The 17,083-nt window shown below is 52.4% G+C and carries 18 protein-coding genes and 1 pseudogene; 14 read left to right on the top strand and 5 right to left on the bottom strand.

Features of this window, described 5'->3' with window-relative positions; translation table 11 throughout:
• Positions 1–11: 11 nt before the first annotated feature.
• Positions 12–611 carry an HNH endonuclease gene (locus HBO23_RS17040; RefSeq protein WP_170038915.1) on the bottom strand — a complete coding sequence of 200 codons (600 nt, stop codon included), beginning with the start codon at positions 609–611 and terminating at the stop codon, positions 12–14.
• On the bottom strand, positions 595–1,995 hold the full coding sequence (locus HBO23_RS33930) for an ATP-binding protein (RefSeq protein ID WP_262378194.1): 1,401 nt from the start codon (positions 1,993–1,995) through the stop codon (positions 595–597). The genes HBO23_RS17040 and HBO23_RS33930 overlap by 17 nt, the downstream gene beginning before the upstream one ends.
• A gap of 1,484 nt (positions 1,996–3,479) precedes the next feature.
• On the opposite strand from HBO23_RS33930, the gene HBO23_RS17030 reads away from it, so the two are divergent.
• Both HBO23_RS17030 and HBO23_RS17025 read left to right on the top strand, forming a co-directional pair.
• Positions 3,480–4,619, top strand: coding sequence for an SIR2 family protein (locus HBO23_RS17030; protein ID WP_170038904.1), 1,140 nt, complete (start codon positions 3,480–3,482; stop codon positions 4,617–4,619).
• Positions 4,616–6,388 (top strand): ATP-binding protein, encoded by a 1,773-nt coding sequence (locus HBO23_RS17025; protein WP_170038902.1) that lies wholly within the window; start codon positions 4,616–4,618, stop codon positions 6,386–6,388. Before HBO23_RS17030 ends, HBO23_RS17025 begins: the two co-directional genes overlap by 4 nt.
• Before the next feature lie 62 nt (positions 6,389–6,450).
• Here the strand turns inward: HBO23_RS17025 and HBO23_RS17020 are convergent, their stop codons facing one another.
• The 3 genes from HBO23_RS17020 to HBO23_RS17010 all read right to left on the bottom strand — a co-directional run bounded on the left by HBO23_RS17020 (position 6,451) and on the right by HBO23_RS17010 (position 10,554).
• Positions 6,451–7,500 (bottom strand): phage portal protein, encoded by a 1,050-nt coding sequence (locus HBO23_RS17020; protein WP_170038900.1) that lies wholly within the window; start codon positions 7,498–7,500, stop codon positions 6,451–6,453.
• Positions 7,500–9,257, bottom strand: a complete 1,758-nt coding sequence (locus HBO23_RS17015; RefSeq protein WP_170038898.1) for a terminase ATPase subunit family protein — start codon at positions 9,255–9,257, stop codon at positions 7,500–7,502. The genes HBO23_RS17020 and HBO23_RS17015 overlap by 1 nt, the downstream gene beginning before the upstream one ends.
• Positions 9,258–9,381: 124 nt before the next feature.
• Complete coding sequence (locus HBO23_RS17010; RefSeq protein WP_170038896.1) at positions 9,382–10,554, bottom strand: hypothetical protein; 1,173 nt, start codon at positions 10,552–10,554, stop codon at positions 9,382–9,384.
• A gap of 217 nt (positions 10,555–10,771) precedes the next feature.
• Between HBO23_RS17010 and HBO23_RS17005 the strand changes: the two genes are divergently transcribed.
• The 12 genes and pseudogenes from HBO23_RS17005 (at position 10,772) to HBO23_RS16955 (ending at position 17,060) form a co-directional block, all read left to right on the top strand.
• Positions 10,772–11,602 carry a GPO family capsid scaffolding protein gene (locus HBO23_RS17005; protein ID WP_170038894.1) on the top strand — a complete coding sequence of 277 codons (831 nt, stop codon included), beginning with the start codon at positions 10,772–10,774 and terminating at the stop codon, positions 11,600–11,602.
• Between the two features lie 40 nt (positions 11,603–11,642).
• Positions 11,643–12,677, top strand: coding sequence for a phage major capsid protein, P2 family (locus tag HBO23_RS17000; protein WP_170038892.1), 1,035 nt, complete (start codon positions 11,643–11,645; stop codon positions 12,675–12,677).
• Positions 12,678–12,680: 3 nt separating this feature from the next.
• Positions 12,681–13,382, top strand: coding sequence for a terminase endonuclease subunit (locus HBO23_RS16995; protein ID WP_170038890.1), 702 nt, complete (start codon positions 12,681–12,683; stop codon positions 13,380–13,382).
• Positions 13,383–13,498: 116 nt separating this feature from the next.
• Positions 13,499–13,960 carry a head completion/stabilization protein gene (locus HBO23_RS16990; RefSeq protein WP_170038888.1) on the top strand — a complete coding sequence of 154 codons (462 nt, stop codon included), beginning with the start codon at positions 13,499–13,501 and terminating at the stop codon, positions 13,958–13,960.
• Positions 13,960–14,172 (top strand): tail protein X, encoded by a 213-nt coding sequence (locus tag HBO23_RS16985; protein ID WP_170038886.1) that lies wholly within the window; start codon positions 13,960–13,962, stop codon positions 14,170–14,172. The genes HBO23_RS16990 and HBO23_RS16985 overlap by 1 nt, the downstream gene beginning before the upstream one ends.
• Before the next feature lie 45 nt (positions 14,173–14,217).
• Positions 14,218–14,541 (top strand): phage holin, lambda family, encoded by a 324-nt coding sequence (locus HBO23_RS16980; protein WP_170038884.1) that lies wholly within the window; start codon positions 14,218–14,220, stop codon positions 14,539–14,541.
• The gene (locus HBO23_RS16975) at positions 14,538–15,380 is read left to right on the top strand and encodes an N-acetylmuramidase family protein (protein ID WP_170038882.1); all 843 of its coding nucleotides are present in this window, start codon (positions 14,538–14,540) and stop codon (positions 15,378–15,380) included. The genes HBO23_RS16980 and HBO23_RS16975 overlap by 4 nt, the downstream gene beginning before the upstream one ends.
• Positions 15,377–15,580, top strand: coding sequence for a hypothetical protein (locus HBO23_RS16970; protein WP_170038880.1), 204 nt, complete (start codon positions 15,377–15,379; stop codon positions 15,578–15,580). Before HBO23_RS16975 ends, HBO23_RS16970 begins: the two co-directional genes overlap by 4 nt.
• Complete coding sequence (lysB, locus tag HBO23_RS33925; protein ID WP_170038878.1) at positions 15,577–16,020, top strand: Rz-like lysis system protein LysB; 444 nt, start codon at positions 15,577–15,579, stop codon at positions 16,018–16,020. Before HBO23_RS16970 ends, lysB begins: the two co-directional genes overlap by 4 nt.
• Positions 15,935–16,120: pseudogene (gene lysC, locus HBO23_RS33675) on the top strand (Rz1-like lysis system protein LysC); the annotation flags it as partial. The gene lysB and the pseudogene lysC, both read left to right, overlap by 86 nt.
• Complete coding sequence (locus HBO23_RS16960) at positions 16,117–16,593, top strand: phage tail protein (RefSeq protein WP_170038877.1); 477 nt, start codon at positions 16,117–16,119, stop codon at positions 16,591–16,593. The pseudogene lysC and the gene HBO23_RS16960, both read left to right, overlap by 4 nt.
• Positions 16,590–17,060 (top strand): phage virion morphogenesis protein, encoded by a 471-nt coding sequence (locus HBO23_RS16955; RefSeq protein WP_170038875.1) that lies wholly within the window; start codon positions 16,590–16,592, stop codon positions 17,058–17,060. Before HBO23_RS16960 ends, HBO23_RS16955 begins: the two co-directional genes overlap by 4 nt.
• The last annotated feature ends 23 nt before the right edge of the window (positions 17,061–17,083 follow it).

The following is a 17,083-nucleotide window of genomic DNA, read 5'->3' as shown; positions in this document are numbered from 1 at the left end:
TGTAGGGTTTGCTACAAATCCACGCGTCCATCTTCATAAAAGCGTTCGGAACGTCGAACCAATTCCGCGTCATTCACAAACTCATCACAGCGCCCAAACTTCCTAAAGAATCTATTCAAATTACATATGTAGATTGTATAACCCCCTTTATCCGAACACTCTACATAAACTTTATTATGCCTCATTATATTATCTTCATATTCATCATAATGAGGGTGCATTATCCTGAAAGCCATTCGATTTGTTGGATAATTAACTCTACCAGCCACCAAAACCGGTTCAACCAGAACCTCACGCTTACCCTTATATTCGTTACAATCAGGGCATATCACACACAAATTCTTTGGCTCAAACATAAATCCAACGTGTTGCGACTTCGGCACTATATGTTCGACTGGAGCGCCTTGTGCCGAACGCGTCGCTACTGGCGCCTGACAATACACACAGGCCAAGCGCTGCACGTCACGGTAGTGATTTCTGATTTCACACCTTACTGCTTCGAGATCCGCGTCCCCCCAGCTTGTGTAATTAAACCCTGGAGCGTTAGTTTTCGCCCTGATCACTGCCAGTGACTCATCACTCAGAATTACAGGCTCATTTAGTATCGGCATATTTACCACACAGTTGCAAAACTGATTTAATCAATTCTTTTACTGGATCGCCCGACTCAACCTGCACATCCAACTCTATCAAACGTTGCAAATCCTTTGAAGACTCCTCGTCTACAAACTTACTTGCCTTAACCTTCGCGAGGAGATTAAACGCGATACGCGATATATATTCATTCATAATACCGGGAGCATCGAACAATTCCGCGAGCTGATAATCGGCAGATCGATGGTAGAACTCTTCAGCGTTATATACTTCTCTTTTAGAAAGAGAAGTTATAAAGCATTGCCTATCCTTTAGCCTTGCGATAATCTGCGGCGAGTGCGTAGCCACTATAAAATGACATCTTCTGTGCGCTGAGAATGATGTTGTCAACAACATCATAAATTGTTCCTGCCAGCGAGGGTGCAGACTGATTTCAGGCTCATCAATTAAAATAATCGAACCATCAGTAATGTGACCTGCTATACCTAACATAAGTACTAACAAGCATTGCTCACCCGAACTAGCTCTTTTCAGAGACATTGAACCATATTCAAACTTCTCTAGAACCAAATCGATGAGACGCATTAAACCCACATTAACCAAAACCAGCATAGCTTCTATATAGGAGCTATTGGCGGTCTCACCATCAAGATATGCAGAACCACCTGAAAAATTTATAGTTAATTGTACAGCCTTCCGCTTAGTTAAAAGTTCTTGAACTTTCGCCATCGCGTTAAAAACTTGATGACGCTTAGAAATAGGTAAAGACTCTAGAATAGGAAAATACCGCTCATCAACAAGGACCCCATGATCATTAGCAAGGCATGTCAAATCAATTGCCAAGCTTGAATCACTAACACGATTAGGATTGTAATCCTCATAAACTTTCGCCGGCCTTAAATATCCAGGCTTGAACAAAAAATCCACAACAGGTCTAAAATTTAGAGAATCAAAAACAGCGAGGAGATTATGATTACTTTCGTTTCTTAAAAGCTTATCGATCAAGCCTTTCGCCGCAGACCCTATCAGTGCAACTGCAGAGGATGGCTGATACATGCCCTCGCCGCGCATACCAACATATCGATAATTAGACAAAACATCTTGATTGAATTTTTTTCGAGCACTCGGAAACTTATCAAAAGGACTTGTAGAAACCGCAATAACTTTGGGATCACCATCTAAATCATCACGATCAGGGTACATAATTTTATTACTTTCGTAATCAACCATGTACGGATATTCAACGACATTGGATTTAGCAATATCAGCTAATAGCCGGCTTTTGCCCACACCATTTTTCCCAACAACAACTGAAAAAATATTATCTTCTTTATTCAACTGAGTAGGCTTGAATAAATCTACCCAATAACCATCATGCTGGAAAGAATCCACCCTTGCCATGACGCACACCTTCCATGAGTTTTTCACAGAATATTGCTAGAGGTGGCATTTTGCAATCACGTCCATGCATTAAAGACAGAATTCACCAATTCATTTATCAATCTCTAGGGGAATATCGGGGTCAGACCACGATATCTGAAGTACTGGCCTGCCTCAGATACCGACACATTCCACACAAAGCAATGTGCAACGCGAGGTGGTGAGAAGCGCAAAACACGCCCCTACCACACCCAAGCCCCATCCCTGATAAACTGCGCCCCATTCACCCCGCTGACTTAGATTCCCCAATGCCCCTACAATCCGCTCCCCTCTCCCGCCGCTTCTCCGTCGCCCCCATGATGGATTGGCACGATTAATTCTGTAAGCCGCTAAACCTATGGCCTCCAGCATCATCAAGAAGCCTGCGTACCATTTTCGTACCAACCATTTTATTTTTCTCCCCAGGCGGGACAAGCGAAGTTCCTCTCGCATCGTCGGCACACACCTGTCGCTCCAATTCTAAGCACTCCCTACAAGCCTTTCTGTCGAGGGCAAAACGACCTGCGCACGAGTGTCTCTTCGCATCTACATGAGTGAATGGCGAGGCGATCGGCTGCACCGCCTGATAGGTGACGCGCTTTTTTCGGGAAAGGCATCGGAAAAAGGTAATTTTGGTAAGCCGATCCGCTGATCAGGCTGAGAACCTTGATTTCACTGGCCTGCAAAGAATCGGCACAAGGTAATTTTTGAGTAAGGTAGAGGTAATGTAATTACCTTTTAAGAGAGTAATTTATTTTTTTATTCATCCTTTATAAATCAACTACTTACAAAAACATTACCTGTTTCATTACTCAAAATTACTTTTCGAAGTAAGCCAGCAAAGCCAATGAATACGGGGCTTTCACTGGTGTTCAGATATTCGAATTACCACATTACTTTTTTCCGATGGCGTTCCTGAAAAACACGCATCGAATAGTTCGTATATCTGCCCCCCCCCGCTCTGCCAGGTTCGCCACATCAGACGACCTACCCTTCGCAGGGATCCGCAGGCTTTTTAACCTTCCAAGCCACTACGACAGCGCCCGACCGTGGGGGATCTTGGCCAGGTGAAGTACTGCGGAAAAAGAGACCCATTTAGCCCGCAGGCGAGGTGGGGGGACGACGGCGCGCCGGGTGAACATGCTCAACAAATCACCAGGATGCACCACAACAGTGCAAAAAATATCGCAAGCCCGACCAATATTTGAGAGTACGACCCCATCAGGGCGACTACTGAAGCACTCCCCAGCTTGGATGACAAATTACCATCTAGTGGGTTACCTTCGGACAAGGTTATGCGGCCCACTGAAAGGGTTGAAAGAAAGGTGCAGAGCGCTTTTCCGAAAACATCGCGAGGTCGCTTAACCCTGACGTCGTCTATACGACTCACAGTTGAGCCGTCAAGGGTCGTAGATGGTTGCGTTGTTGAAGCTCTATTTTTATGGAAATCAATAATAGGGGCGCATATGTTTACGGCGATTGAGCCATTAGATGTCTATAACAAAAATATCAACATCCTATTAGGCTCCGGTGCTTCTGCGGATTTATTTCCAACACTGGCCCTAAAGATCAAATGCCCACTAGGCAAATGGCAGACTATCGAGACGCTTGCGACAGCACACTCTGGATGGGCTGACAGGCACACCGCTATATTTATGCATTATTACAATACATGCATTTATCCAGTTCAAAACTTTTCGCCAAAAAAAGTTAGAAATATAGCAGGCCGGAAAAATCTTAAAAATTACGAGGAGTTCATAACAACTACCTTAGGCCTGCTTGACAGAAGAAAAGATCTCAACAGAAAGATAAATATCTTTACGACAAATTACGATGGCTGTCTGGCACACAGTGCCGATAATATACTAGCCAAGGGATCTCATGACTTCGTTATAAATGACGGAACATCTGGTTTTCATAAAAAACTCTTGCACGCTAAAAACTTCAGTACATTTCAATGCCAGACAGGAATATTTGAGCGATCCCATTATGGAATCCCACAGATAAATCTTATTCACCTCCATGGATCAGTCTACTGGTCAAAAAGCGGCGAAAAAATCGAGGTTGAATATAAAAACGACTTCGACAATCTAATCCACCCTAGAACATTAGCAAAGATTCAAAGATTCTCTGACTATCTGACAACCGAAGGTGGCACCACAACAAAAATCCCACAAGTAGCATTTACTTCACAGCAGCGAAATAATTTCTGGAACGCTTACAATAAACTTCCCATCGTAAACCCCACAAAATGGAAGTTTCACGAAACCGTATTTGAAGAGCACTACTATCAAATGCTGAGACTTCTAAGTTACGAGCTTGAAAAACCAAACTCTATCCTCATCGCCTTCGGTTTCTCATTCGCGGACGAGCATATACTTAAACTGATACAGCGCTCGCTCGCAAACCCACAACTTCAAACCTTTATTTGCTGTTACAGCAAGAGAAGCGCGGACAACCTTATAGAGGAATTTAAACTCTGGAAGAACGTTACAATTATTTCCCCACCTGACGGAGAAAAACTCGATTTCACCAACTTCAACAAATATATTTTCTCACTAAAACCGCAGCGATACGTCCCCCCTGAAGAAGAGGAGCTTGTATGAGCATCGTTGTTGGGGAGGTTATAGCCGTTTCGGGAGTTCGCATATCCCTACGAATATTTGAGGACTCAAACTACGAGACAATTTTTTTTGACGGAATCAGATACAGGGGAGTTTCACTCAGAGAGCACATCACGATCCAACGCGGGTTCATCGACATTGTTTGCCTAATTGAGGGCGAATATCTCGATGAGCGAAAGTTGGATACCGACGCAGAAAAGACTCTGTACATAAGAAAGGTAGATGTTCGTCCAATTGGCTATATTATGGATGACACTTTTTTCGAAGGCATAAAATTTATGCCAATGATCAGAGACAAAGCATATCTCCTTAGTGAACTTATGGTTGCCAAAATTTACGGAGCCGAAGGAGTTACTTCTTTTTCCATAGGGTGCATGCTGAAAGAGAACGTACCGATCAATTTGCCGTGGACAAAGATCTTCAACAGCCATATTGGAATTTTCGGCAATACAGGTAGCGGCAAGTCAAATACGCTTGCAAAACTTTACACTACTCTATTCAACGAAAAAATTGACGCTCTAAAAAATAGAAGCCAGTTCGTTATTATTGATTTTAACGGTGAATACACAGAAGATCAGATAATTCCCGCCAAAGAAAAAAAGATAACCATACTAAACAATAAAAAAGCCGGCCACAAGTTTCCAATTGAAGCCATACACTTCTGGGATGCAGAAACTCTTAGCCTGCTATTCCAAGCAACCACAAACACTCAACAGCCATTTCTAAGACGAGTCCTCAGTGGCAAAGAGCGGTTCAAAAATGTCTCACTTGAGCGTTTCATTGAGAAAACATTTGAAAAAGCCTTTAGTGCTAGCGAACCAAAACCAGACGCACTTGAGTTGAGTCGGGAAATCGCAAGAATCCTTGAGTGCGAGCCATTACAAGAACACCTGAAAGGCATCGTTTACAATGCGCAGCGAAAGTATTTTAGGGACGCATATGGAAATTACTACAACTCAGATAGCGACGGTTTCGAACAAAATCTGAAACCGCTGCTTGATCACATCGACCTAAAAAATATGGATCAGTTCAGCGAGCTAATCCTCCGGTGTTATCTTCAGCTTTGCTCGGATGTTGTCTTGGGCTATGCACAGTATGAGCATATTCAACCTGTACTTTCACGAGCAAAGTCGTCAATTTCGGCACTTCGCAACGTATTGAAAATAGTAGACACCCCACCCGCTCCATCACTTCTGCATGTCATCTCTTTAAAGAAATGTAAAAACGAAGTAAAAAAAATCCTGCCACTGCTAATTGCCAAAAACTACTATATAAACCATAAAGATTCAGAGACCTTGCAAAGCCCTCCGAATCGGACACTTCATATTATTATTGATGAAGCCCACAATATTTTGTCTGATCAGTCCACCCGTGAGCACGAAATTTGGAAAGACTATCGACTTGAACTTTTTGAAGAAATTATTAAAGAGGGAAGAAAGTACGGAGTTTACCTGACACTATCAAGTCAACGCCCCGCCGATATTTCACCCACAATTGTCTCTCAGATTCACAATTTTTTTATACACCGACTTGTCAACGATCGTGACCTAATGCTGCTGGACAACACTATAAGCACACTCGACTCCTCCTCTAAGGCTTTGATACCTACCCTCGCCAAGGGCTGTTGCGTAGTCACCGGCACAGCATTTGACTTACCCATGATTCTAAAAATTGATCCGCTACTCCAGGGACACCGCCCGAGTAGCGATGATGTCAATCTTGAGGAGCTATGGAGGACACCTCCGGCATAACCCTTTATCCGCATAGAAATGTCTTGTACCGACCCAACGACTCGCCAGCTGCACAGGGGGGATTAGGCCCCCACGGGAATTTCATAGGGTTTGAAGCACACGACCTCCTCCCCGAGCCAGTCATTCACCTGCGCCATACGCGCCTGAATCGGCTCCAGTTCATTGGCCGCATAAATCTGCGCCGCCTCCCTGATCGAACCAAACCCACCCGCGTTCTGCGGCACAATGCCCATCAGCTGCGGCGGAATGCGCAAGCTGGCCAGCACATCATCGCGGGTCTGATTTTTGATCGAGTTGAATTCGTCCTTGGCCGTCACTTCGCTGACCGGGATGATCTGCAGGCCGTCCTTTTTGCCATTCGGCGAGTACACAAACAGGTTGCGGAAGTTACCAGGCCCCTTGGAATCCTTGAGCGCCTTGCGCAGTGAATCGACGTCTGCTTCGTTTTGCGCAGCGTCGGTCATGTAGAGGATGAAGCCGGCATGGCTCCCGTTCTCGTAGTACTTGCGGCGAAACAGCGTGGCCGATTCATTCAGCAACGCCGACTGCAGTGCGCTGATCCACTCGGGCAACCCGTACACCTCCTGGTGCAGATCCGCTTCCCGCAGATGAAAAACGGTGCCCGGTTCAAATTCATGCTCTTCCTTCCAACCCTGGACCATGAACTGCCGGCCGTCCTTGCCCGAGCGCATGTACTTCGCCAGCGGCGGTACCAGCTCACGAACCGGGCCGAGCATCGAGCGCCGCCCTTCCAGATAGCCGTTACCCAGGCACAGGAAGTCCAGGGCGAACTGTTCGAACGCCGCGCGCGACAGCAGCCGGTGTGGAATGAAGGTTTTGCTTAGCAAATTGCGCTTGAACATCAGCCCCGAGTGAAGATGCACGCTGGAACCCACAGACCGTGCCAGACCGTCCAGCGACAGCGGCGGCTCGTACCACCGCCCGTTAAACCAGCACTCCAGATAATCAAACACCTCGCGACCACTCAACACAGGTGACGGATCACCGAAGCTGAACGCCTCCATCTTGCTATCACTGCGCGGAATGAACTCCTGCGTTGCAACTGTGGAAGTCTGGGCCACTTGCTTGGTATTTCTGCGGCGGTTCGACATCAAAAAATCTCCATCCGCCCGGTATTGGCAGTGGTCTGCCCCTCCAGCGGTTCGTTGTGCAATGCGTGAAAGAGCGCCCATGCCAGGTCGGCGTGGCCGGTGGTGTCGTTGCGGCCGGCGGTGTAGGTGAATTGGCGTCCGCCTGCGGTGATGGTCTTGCGGATCGCCATCAACGACTGCGCCATGTCGGTCCAGCCTGCGTCGAACTCCAGCCGGCCCTTATGGATCACGTCGTAAGCCTTCAGCACCAGGCGTGTCTTGACCTCGGGCGAGTAGCTGAACGTGGTGACGTTGGGGAAGAATTGGCGCACCAGCTGCGCCACGCCGCTGCCCAACCCGGTAACGTCGATCCCGATGTACGTCACCCAGTAACGGTCGCAGACGGCTTTGATCACGCTGGCCTGGGCCGCGAAGTCCATCCCACGGAACTGGTGGCGTTCCAACACTCGAAACTTGCCCCCCGGCACCAGCGGCGGCGCTACCACCACCAGACCGGAGCAGTCACCGGTTTCCGCTGGGTCATAGCCCACCCACACCTGGCGATCACCAAACGGGCGCATGGCAAACGGCTTGTAGTCCTCGGCCCACTCGACCCAGCTGTCGACCATGCAAGGTTGCAGTACCGTCAGTGGGAAAATGCTCGCGCCGTCGTCGACGAACTCGCACATCAGCAGGTTAGCGAACGCCTCGGGGCTGTACTCCCGGCGTAGCTCCTCAATGTCGAATAGGTCGCAGCCGCCCTGCTCCGCGTCGAGGATGGTGACGATCTGCCGCCATAACCGGTCCTCGCAGAACCGTCCTTGCTGGAGCGCCCCATGGGAAACGTCGACCTTGGTGTGCTGCGCAGCCGGCTTGCCCTTGTTGAATCGCTCACCGGTCCAGAATGTGTAGGCTTCGTGGGCCATGGTCGACGGCGTCGAAAAGTAAGTTTTGCGCCACTTCTTGTGCATCGCCATGCCCGAAGCCACCTTGTTCAGCTCCTCAAACTTGAACGTCCAGAAGAATTCGTCGAAGTAGAAATTCCCGTGGTAACCCTGGGCTGTGCGTGCGTTGGTACCAAGAAAAAACAGCTCGGCGCCGTTCGGCAAAACGATGGGATCACCCGTCAGCTCAACGCCGATGACCTCGCGGGCAAACGCCTGAATGTACCCACGAAACAGGTACGCCTGGTTCTTCGAAGCCGAAAGAAATATCTGGTTGCGCCCGGTCTCCAGCGCATCAATAAACGCCTCGCGGGCAAAGTAATAAGTGGCGCCGATCTGTCGGCTCTTGAGGATGACGCGGGTGCGCTGATTGCCCGCCCGGTACCAGTCTTTCTGGTAGTCGAAGCACCCGTCGATAAACGCTTCACGTAGCAGCTCGATTTGGTCTTCGCTGATATCGTTCTTCGGCGTCTTTTTCTTAGGCACTTCGTTGCGCTTGGCGAGGTTGGGGTTGAGTTCGGTTTCGGTACCACCGCTCTGGAAACGCTGAATACGCGCTTGGCGTTCCAGCTGGCGGTGCAGCAGGTCAATTTCCTTGAAGTCGCCGCCGCTCTTGCCTTCTTTGAGGATCAGCTGCACCAACCGTGCTTCCAGCGCACCGCCAATTCGTTCGACGTTGTCGGCCCGGTCCCACTGGTCTCGGGCCTTCCAGCTGTGTAGCGTTTTTTCCTTTTCCCCCGTAGCCTCGGCAATCTCACAGATGCGCCAACCCATCCAATACAAAAATTTGGATTGGCGTCGAGGGTCGATTGCAAGTAGTTCGATCGAAGTCATAAAAAAATTCTGCCGATCACAAAGGCTATTAAGTAGCATTGCTACTTGTAGCCTTTGCTCCGACAGACTAATTTTAGTTAATGACCACTAACACTCAGTTAGACAGAGGGAATCATCAAAAAGTTTATTCTTCCCCCTCATCTAAATCAATAATCCCAACGTTCGCAGTGTACTCACCCGTCCTACCGGCAACCCGCCCCATAATTTCCTCGGGAGTATCATCACGGAAATTTATGATATGACCCACTAAGACGCCGTCATCAGTAATTTCTTGTTCTTCGTCGAGCATCCATTCTTCAATCTCTTCAACCGTGAGATCTGTCGCATCTGCAAGCAGTTGCTCCAAAGTATCTTGATACGGTTCGGCTTTTTCAGGAAATAGCACCTGATCATATTTGGCAGGAAGCAAAGCAAACTCACCCCAACCAAGATCGCTGATAGCTAGCCCGCTGCCACTTTTTGAAACTGGACCATACATCATGACTATGCGACCAATGGAGGCATCCGTTATTCCGTGCTCTTTAGAATCGCGTATAGACATTTTCAAAGTGAAATCTTGATAATCGCCGTCGTTCTCGTATTGAAGCCGAGTCATCTGAATATTCCACGGATTACCCTCTCCCATTGCGAATATTCTTTTTACACGGCCGAAATAAAGTTTCGGCTTCTCATTTATCTCGCGAACATTCGACACATCCATCAATGCATCGCTCAGAAGCTGAGGATACTGGGCCTCAGGCAAGAAGTAATATTTGTAATAATTTTTATCAAAGTTTCTGCAAAGCCCTCTGACTGTAGTTATTCTACTAGGGAGCTTAATTTGCTCACCATTATGTCTCTTAATGGGGACGTCAGTAGGTTCACCATCAATATCCTCAACCACTGGGCCATCGTAAACTTGACCAGGCAATGCGGGTGCGATAGGTTTTTCCCTCATGAAGCTTTTAACAACTACAAGCAGCTCATCATCAATGGCTTGTTTAGCTTCTTCTTCGGTCGTAAATCTTTGCCCGTCACGTTTCCTCACTCTTAAACCACAAGGCGGCCGATTCTTCCTGCTGTGAGCGAAGTATGCAGCTCGTCCATTTGCGTCTTTATCTCCTTCCTCGGGAGATCTAAATAAGCCAACGCAACATTCTGGACAAAAAATAAAACCTTTCATATCTTTTTGATATTCGGAAGTTAGCACAGACTTTGCCGACGCTCGGAGCGCAACTTTATCGCCTCCGTAAGACCAGCCCGCGAGATAGTAAGCGAACTTAATACGATTAGATTCAGGCTTTCCTGCAACTGCCATATAAAAATCCTTTTCAGTAAGAGATCAAAGCGGAAAAGTCAATTCCCACAAGCTATCATGGCACAATGACACCCATTACACGAACATCCTAATAACTCTCACTCCCCCTTGTAGATTTACCCCATACAACCAGGCCCTGTTGCCGCAACTTGCGCGCGTCACGACCATGCCCCTCATTGCAACGCATTTAGCGCCATACGCACTGAGGATTCCCGGCATGAAGAAATTTCGCAGCAATTGGTTCCGCGTCGCCGTCGAGGGCGCTACCTCCGACAAGCGCACCATCAAACGCAGTTGGCTGGAACAGGCCGCGAAGAACTTCAACCCGTCCACCTACGGCGCCCGCATCTGGCTGGAGCACTTCCGCAGCCTGCTGCCCGACAGCCCGTTCAAAGCCTACGGCGACGTACTCGCGGTCAAGACCGATGAAGTGGAAATCAACGGTGCGAAAAAGCTGGCCCTGTTCGCCCAGGTCGAGCCGACGCCCGATCTGATCGCCATGAACAAGGCCAAGCAGAAGATTTACACCTCGATCGAAATCGACGACAGCTTCTCGGACACCGGCGAGGCCTACATCGTCGGCCTGGCGGTGACGGACTCCCCGGCCAGCCTGGGCACCGACGTACTGTCTTTCTCCGCGCAGAAGCCAGAATCCAGTCCATTCAAAGACCGCCACTACTCGGCGACGTCGATGTTCACTGAGGCGGTGGAAACCGAGCTGCAGTTTGAGGAAGTCGAAGACAAGCCCGGCCTCGGCGCCCAGCTCTTCAGCAAGGTGCAAGCGCTACTGGGCGGCAAACAGGCGAAGGACGATGCCGAACTCGCCCAGATTGGCCAAGCCGTCGAAGCGATTGCCGACCACGTCAAAGACTTGCCAGATCAGTTAGCCGCTGAGAAGAAATTCTCCGGCGAACTGAACACCAAGGTTGAGCAGCTCAGCAAAGACTTGACCGAGCTGAAAACCACCCTCGGCAACACCCAAGACCACTCCCAAACCCAGCGCCCACCGGTAACCGGCGGCGGCAAACAAGCCCTGGCTGAGTTCTGACCTGCGGCCTTCACCGCCCAGCCCACTATCGGAGACAACCATGCGTAACGACACCCGAAAACTCTACACCGGCTACCTCACCCAGGTTGCACAACTAAACGGCGTGGAATCGGCCACTGCCACGTTCAGCGTTGACCCAACCATCCAGCAGCGTCTGGAAACCAAGATTCAGGATTCCAGCGAGTTCCTGACCAAGGTCAACGTGATCGGCGTCGATGAGCAGGAAGGCGAAAAAGTCGGCTTGGGCGTCGGCGGCACCGTTGCCAGCCGCACCAACACTAACGTCAAAAAGCGTGAACCACGCAGCATCGGCACCCTGTCGAGCGACAAGTACAAGGCCGAGCAAACCGACTTCGACACCTTTGTTAGCTACAAACAGCTGGATGCCTGGGCGAAGTTCGCCGACTTTCAAACCCGGCTGTCCAGCGCCATTGCCCAACGCCAGGCACTCGACCGTATTCAGATCGGGTTCTACGGCATCTCGGCCGCCGAGCAGACCGACCGCACCGCGCATCCACTGTTGGAAGACGTCAACATTGGCTGGCTCCAGCAATACCGCACCCACGCACCTGACCGCGTTCTGAGTGAAGGCGCCGTCGCGGGCAAGATCACAATCGGCAAAACTGGCGACTTCAAGAACATCGACGCTCTGGTTTATGACGCCATCCAGTTGCTGGACCCTTGGTATCGCCGTAACCCTGGCCTGGTTGTATTGACCGGCCGTGAGCTGGTGCACGACAAATTCCTGGCCCTGGTCAACAAGGACCAGGACGCGATCAACACGCTGGCGAGCGACCTGATCATCTCGCATCGTCGTGTAGGTGGCCTGCCGTTGTATGAAGTGCCGTACATCCCTGAAGGCACGATCCTCATCACCACCTTTGCCAACCTGTCGGTGTACTGGCTGATTGGCGCCCGCCGCCGTTACCTCAAGGAAGAGCCGGAGTGGAACCGCGTCAGCAACTTCGAATCGTCGAATGAGGCTTACGTGGTTGAGGAATACGGCCTGGGCTGCCTGTTGGAAAACATCACCCCAGTCGAAGCCGTTGAACCTGATCCAGGCAGCGAGGAGTAACCCATGGCGCTCAGCCTTGCCCAAGCCCACCAACGCCGCGCACGTGCGGCGATGGAGTCGGCCAAAACAGCGCCGCAGCAATCGATGGCCGGCGCCACTGCCTACGAGCATCAGCTGAATCAGTTGCTACAGGACCGTTTGCGCCTGAAAGCCATCCAGTCCAACGAAGGCAAGGCCGCACTCAAGATGCAGCTGCTGCCTGAGTACATTCCCTATGTCGAGGGTGTACTTGCAGCCGGCAACGGTGCCCAGGATGACGTCATGACCACCGTCATGGTCTGGCGCATCGACGTCGAGGACTACAGCGGCGCCCTAGACATCGCCGACTACGTGCTCAAGCACAAGCTGATCATGCCGGATCGTTTCGAACGCACCACGGGTTGTCTGGTGGCAGAAGAAATCGCCACCGCCGCGCTGAAAGCGCAGAAGGCCAACGGCAGTTTCGACCTGGGGATCTTGTACCGCACGGTTGAACTGACCGACGCAGAAGACATGCCCGACCAAGCCCGCGCCAAGCTTTTCCTGGCGTCTGGTCGCGCCACCTTGCATGGCATCACCACCGAGGAACCGGGCAAGCCTGGACAGATTCAGGCCGGCATCTTTCTGCTCAAACGGGCGATAGAGCTGCACGACGGTTGCGGCGGCAAGAAGGATTTGGACAGCGCCGAGCGCCTCCTGAAAAAACACGCTGCACCTTCTACCTAGAAGCATGCAGCTCACCGAGCGTCCCCACGCACCCCGCCGGCTCGGGGCGGAACGGCCAGGCCGCTCCTCCTGAACGTGAAGCCCCGACCACCGGCGACCTATTTTCGAGTGCAGTCATGAGTGCATTTGTAGCCAGCGGCTCCGTCACCAGCGGCCACATCAACACCGACCCATTCTGGCCGTCGATTGACCTGGATGTCTTGCGCGCCACCCTGCGCATCGACGCCAGCGTCACCCCGGCTCGTCTGGAAACCGCCGTGATCGCCGCCGCGATCAATCTCAACAGCGAACTGAGCAAATGGCGTGCGACCCAGCTAGCCGCTGGCTACGAAAGCCTGGCCGATGTGCCAGGTGATCGCATCGAGGGCGTGTCGGTAAAGGCTCACCTCTACCGCCGTGCGATCGAAGCCGCTACCGGCGCCGAAGTTTGCGAGCGGTACCGCGACTACAGCGCCACCAACAAGGGCAACGAAAAAGCTGAAGAAACCGCCCCGACCATCGACGACTACCGCCGCGACCTGCGCTGGGCCGTCCGTGACTTCCTGAGCCTCAGCCGCACCACCGTGGAGCTGATCTGATGCCCGTCGCCGTCCGCGCCAACCAAAACGAAACGGTTGATGCCCTTTGCTGGAGGTTCTACGGCCGCACCGCAGGCGTCACCGAGGCCGTGCTTGACGCCAACCCAGGCCTGGCCGATCACGGCCCCATTTTGCCGCAAGGCCTTGTCGTCAATATGCCCGAAGCTCAAACCAGCGCGCCTCAGCGGCAGATGGTGCAGCTATGGGACTGACACCGCAGCACCAAGCCCTTGAACCCACCAACCCTGGACAACGGAATGAAGCGCATGCCTGAACGTCCCGACACCTGGGCCTGGCTCGCCGCCTGGCTCGAACAGCACTGGCCGACTCTATACGCCGGAGTCCTCGCACTGATCATCGCTGCCCTGCGCATCATGTACGGCGGTGGCACCCTGCGCCGCATGCTGATCGAGGCCCCGCTATGCGGCTTGCTGGCCTTGGCCGCAAGCCATGGCCTGGCGCTGCTCGGCATCCCGATATCCACAGCACCTTTCTTCGGCGGGATTATCGGACTGCTTGGGGTCGAAGGCACCCGCGCGGCGGCCAAGAGGTTTTTCAATCGAAAGGTAGAACAGCTATGAATACCCTTCGCCACGGCGACCGCTCCCAAGCGGTGCTTATGCTGCAAAAAAACCTCAACAAAGCCGGTGCCAAACTGGTGGCGGACGGCGACTACGGCGACACCACCGAAGTCGCCGTCCGCGCTTACCAGGTGAAAGTCGGCCTGGTTGCCGATGGCATCGCCGGCATTAAAACCCAGACGAGTCTGGCGGGTGGCGACTGCGCTCAGTTGTTGCGCAACAACGATCTGAAAGCAGCTGCCGAACGCCTCGACGTGCCGCTGGCGAGCCTCTACGCGGTCAATGAAGTGGAATCAAAGGGCAACGGCTTTCTCGACAATGGCAAGCCAGTGATTCTGTTCGAACGTCACATCATGTATCGCCAGCTCGCTACGCCACACACCGCAAGCGATGATCCGGCCGAACTCAAGCGCCACGCCGACCAGCTCGCCGTTGCCAACCCCGCCCTGGTCAACCCCAAAGCCGGCGGATACATCGGCGGTACCGCCGAACACCAGCGCCTGGCCATGGCCCGCCTGATCGACGATACCGCTGCCTTGGAGTCTGCCTCCTGGGGCGCCTTCCAAATCATGGGCTTTCACTGGAAACGCCTCGGCTACGCAAGCGTGCAAGCCTTTACAACGGCGATGGCTGCCGACGAATCGCAGCAGCTCGACGCCTTCACCCGCTTCATCGAAACCGACCCGGTACTTCACAAGGCCCTGAAAGCCCGCAAATGGGCCGAGTTTGCCAAGCTCTACAACGGGCCGGATTACCAGCGAAACCTCTACGACATCAAGCTCCAGCGCGCTTACGAACGGCACGCTGAGTGCGAATGCGGGCAAGGAGTGGCGGCATGATCGACTTTGAAGCGGTACAGAAATTACGCGTGCAGGACGGTGATCTGCTGGTGGTGCCGGATACATTCCGACAGGCAGACATAGAGCGACTAGCGGAGTGCATTCAGTTGATGAACGGTGCGAGGGCTGTGATCGTGCGCGGCTCCATCACACAGCTCGACACCGCCGCCATGAACAAACTTGGCTGGTACCGCGCATGAGTCCCTTGCGCCAGGCCCTGTACGGCATTGCCCTGCTCGGCGCTCTGGCGCTGCTGATCTGGACCCAGGAAACACGCATCGACGTCGCTCAAGGCAAAACCGAACGGGCACAAGATGCAGCGAAGACGGCCCGCGACGATGCCGACCGCAACCAGGCGACCGCCGACACCCTTGCCGCCACCCTGAAACAGGAACGTGATGCACAAAGCGAACTGCGCACCCAACAGGGTTTGCTGCGCCAGGGTTTGGCAAAACGCGAACGCACCATAGAGGAACTGAAACGTGAAAACGCCGAACTACGCGACTGGGCTGTTCAGCCTTTGCCTGACGCTGCTCGCCGGCTGCGCGAGCGCCCCGCCCTCACCGGCGCCGCCGCTTATCGTGACTGGCTGTCCGGCCGTGGTGCCCTGCCAACTGCCGGCGACCAGCCCGCGCAATAACGGCGACCAACTCACCGACCAGGACCGCGCCGAAGCCGCCTGGGCAGACTGCGCCGCCCAGGTGGACATGGTTTACCAACACCAACAGGTCACCCCATGAACAAACCAGAAAGCCTACGCGCTCACCTGTTGGCCACCGTCGCTGACTTCAAGTACGACCCCGACCGCCTGCTGATCTTCATCGACAACGGTAAAGTCCGATGCACTTCGGCACCAGGCCTGTCGTTTGAGTACAGCTTTGACCTGCAGATAATTCTCACCGAGTTCGCCGGCCACCCCGACAGCGTGTTCCTGCCGATCCTGGGCTGGCTGAGCGTCAACCAACCCGAGCTGCTGGAAAACCTCGACAAGGTCATGAATGGCATTCAATTCGAAGCCGATATCCTCGATAAGGAAAAAGTCGACCTCAGCCTGACCTTGCCCCTGACTGAGAGGGTGGTGGTCGGCAGGGATGACCAGGGCAACGTCACCGTCACGCATCCCGGCGAGCCACAGCGTGTTGCCGGTTATCTCGACCCGAACTGGATACCGGGCGCCCAGGGCAATACCAGCGAGTGGGTTGTGCCGAAATGAGCAATAATTTGGAAGCTCTTGAGACCTGGGCAGCCCCCCTGCTGAGGAAATTAGAGCCGGCAGAGCGCGGTAAACTCGCCCGCAGCCTGGCTCAACAGCTTCGGCGCAATCAGCAGCAACGCGTGAAAGCCCAGGCGAACCCGGACGGCAGCAAGTACATCCCGAGGAAGAAGCGTGATTTACGCGGGAAGAAGGGACGCATTCGTAGAAAACTGGCGATGTTCCAAAAGCTAAGCAAGGTGGCATACCTGAAGGCGAAAGGTGACGGTAGTGCCATCAGCATTGGGTTCACAGGGAGAGTCGCACGGATTGCAAGGGTTCATCAGTACGGTTTGAGGGACAGAGCCGAGCGTGGCGCCCCCCATGTACGCTACGAGTATCGGGAAGTTCTTGGCTTTACGGCAAATGATATAGAGTTAATTAGAAGCACTATTCTTAGCGTGCTGGAGCGATCACCAAAGCATTAAAGTGACCGCCGCACTCAACTTGA

This window comes from Pseudomonas sp. WS 5532 (genome assembly GCF_012985445.1).
Lineage (GTDB): Bacteria > Pseudomonadota > Gammaproteobacteria > Pseudomonadales > Pseudomonadaceae > Aquipseudomonas > Aquipseudomonas edaphica.
This window is presented reverse-complemented; position numbering and strand designations above follow the sequence as displayed.

What these genes read in the sequence shown, in the direction of transcription:
- HBO23_RS17040 (WP_170038915.1), bottom strand. Translation starts at nt 611, where the DNA reads ATGCCGATACTAAATGAGCCTGTAATTCTGAGTGATGAGTCACTGGCA.
- HBO23_RS33930 (WP_262378194.1), bottom strand. Translation starts at nt 1,995, where the DNA reads ATGGCAAGGGTGGATTCTTTCCAGCATGATGGTTATTGGGTAGATTTA.
- HBO23_RS17030 (WP_170038904.1), top strand. Translation starts at nt 3,480, where the DNA reads ATGTTTACGGCGATTGAGCCATTAGATGTCTATAACAAAAATATCAAC.
- HBO23_RS17025 (WP_170038902.1), top strand. Translation starts at nt 4,616, where the DNA reads ATGAGCATCGTTGTTGGGGAGGTTATAGCCGTTTCGGGAGTTCGCATA.
- HBO23_RS17020 (WP_170038900.1), bottom strand. Translation starts at nt 7,500, where the DNA reads ATGTCGAACCGCCGCAGAAATACCAAGCAAGTGGCCCAGACTTCCACA.
- HBO23_RS17015 (WP_170038898.1), bottom strand. Translation starts at nt 9,257, where the DNA reads ATGACTTCGATCGAACTACTTGCAATCGACCCTCGACGCCAATCCAAA.
- HBO23_RS17010 (WP_170038896.1), bottom strand. Translation starts at nt 10,554, where the DNA reads ATGGCAGTTGCAGGAAAGCCTGAATCTAATCGTATTAAGTTCGCTTAC.
- HBO23_RS17005 (WP_170038894.1), top strand. Translation starts at nt 10,772, where the DNA reads ATGAAGAAATTTCGCAGCAATTGGTTCCGCGTCGCCGTCGAGGGCGCT.
- HBO23_RS17000 (WP_170038892.1), top strand. Translation starts at nt 11,643, where the DNA reads ATGCGTAACGACACCCGAAAACTCTACACCGGCTACCTCACCCAGGTT.
- HBO23_RS16995 (WP_170038890.1), top strand. Translation starts at nt 12,681, where the DNA reads ATGGCGCTCAGCCTTGCCCAAGCCCACCAACGCCGCGCACGTGCGGCG.
- HBO23_RS16990 (WP_170038888.1), top strand. Translation starts at nt 13,499, where the DNA reads ATGAGTGCATTTGTAGCCAGCGGCTCCGTCACCAGCGGCCACATCAAC.
- HBO23_RS16985 (WP_170038886.1), top strand. Translation starts at nt 13,960, where the DNA reads ATGCCCGTCGCCGTCCGCGCCAACCAAAACGAAACGGTTGATGCCCTT.
- HBO23_RS16980 (WP_170038884.1), top strand. Translation starts at nt 14,218, where the DNA reads ATGAAGCGCATGCCTGAACGTCCCGACACCTGGGCCTGGCTCGCCGCC.
- HBO23_RS16975 (WP_170038882.1), top strand. Translation starts at nt 14,538, where the DNA reads ATGAATACCCTTCGCCACGGCGACCGCTCCCAAGCGGTGCTTATGCTG.
- HBO23_RS16970 (WP_170038880.1), top strand. Translation starts at nt 15,377, where the DNA reads ATGATCGACTTTGAAGCGGTACAGAAATTACGCGTGCAGGACGGTGAT.
- lysB (WP_170038878.1), top strand. Translation starts at nt 15,577, where the DNA reads ATGAGTCCCTTGCGCCAGGCCCTGTACGGCATTGCCCTGCTCGGCGCT.
- HBO23_RS16960 (WP_170038877.1), top strand. Translation starts at nt 16,117, where the DNA reads ATGAACAAACCAGAAAGCCTACGCGCTCACCTGTTGGCCACCGTCGCT.
- HBO23_RS16955 (WP_170038875.1), top strand. Translation starts at nt 16,590, where the DNA reads ATGAGCAATAATTTGGAAGCTCTTGAGACCTGGGCAGCCCCCCTGCTG.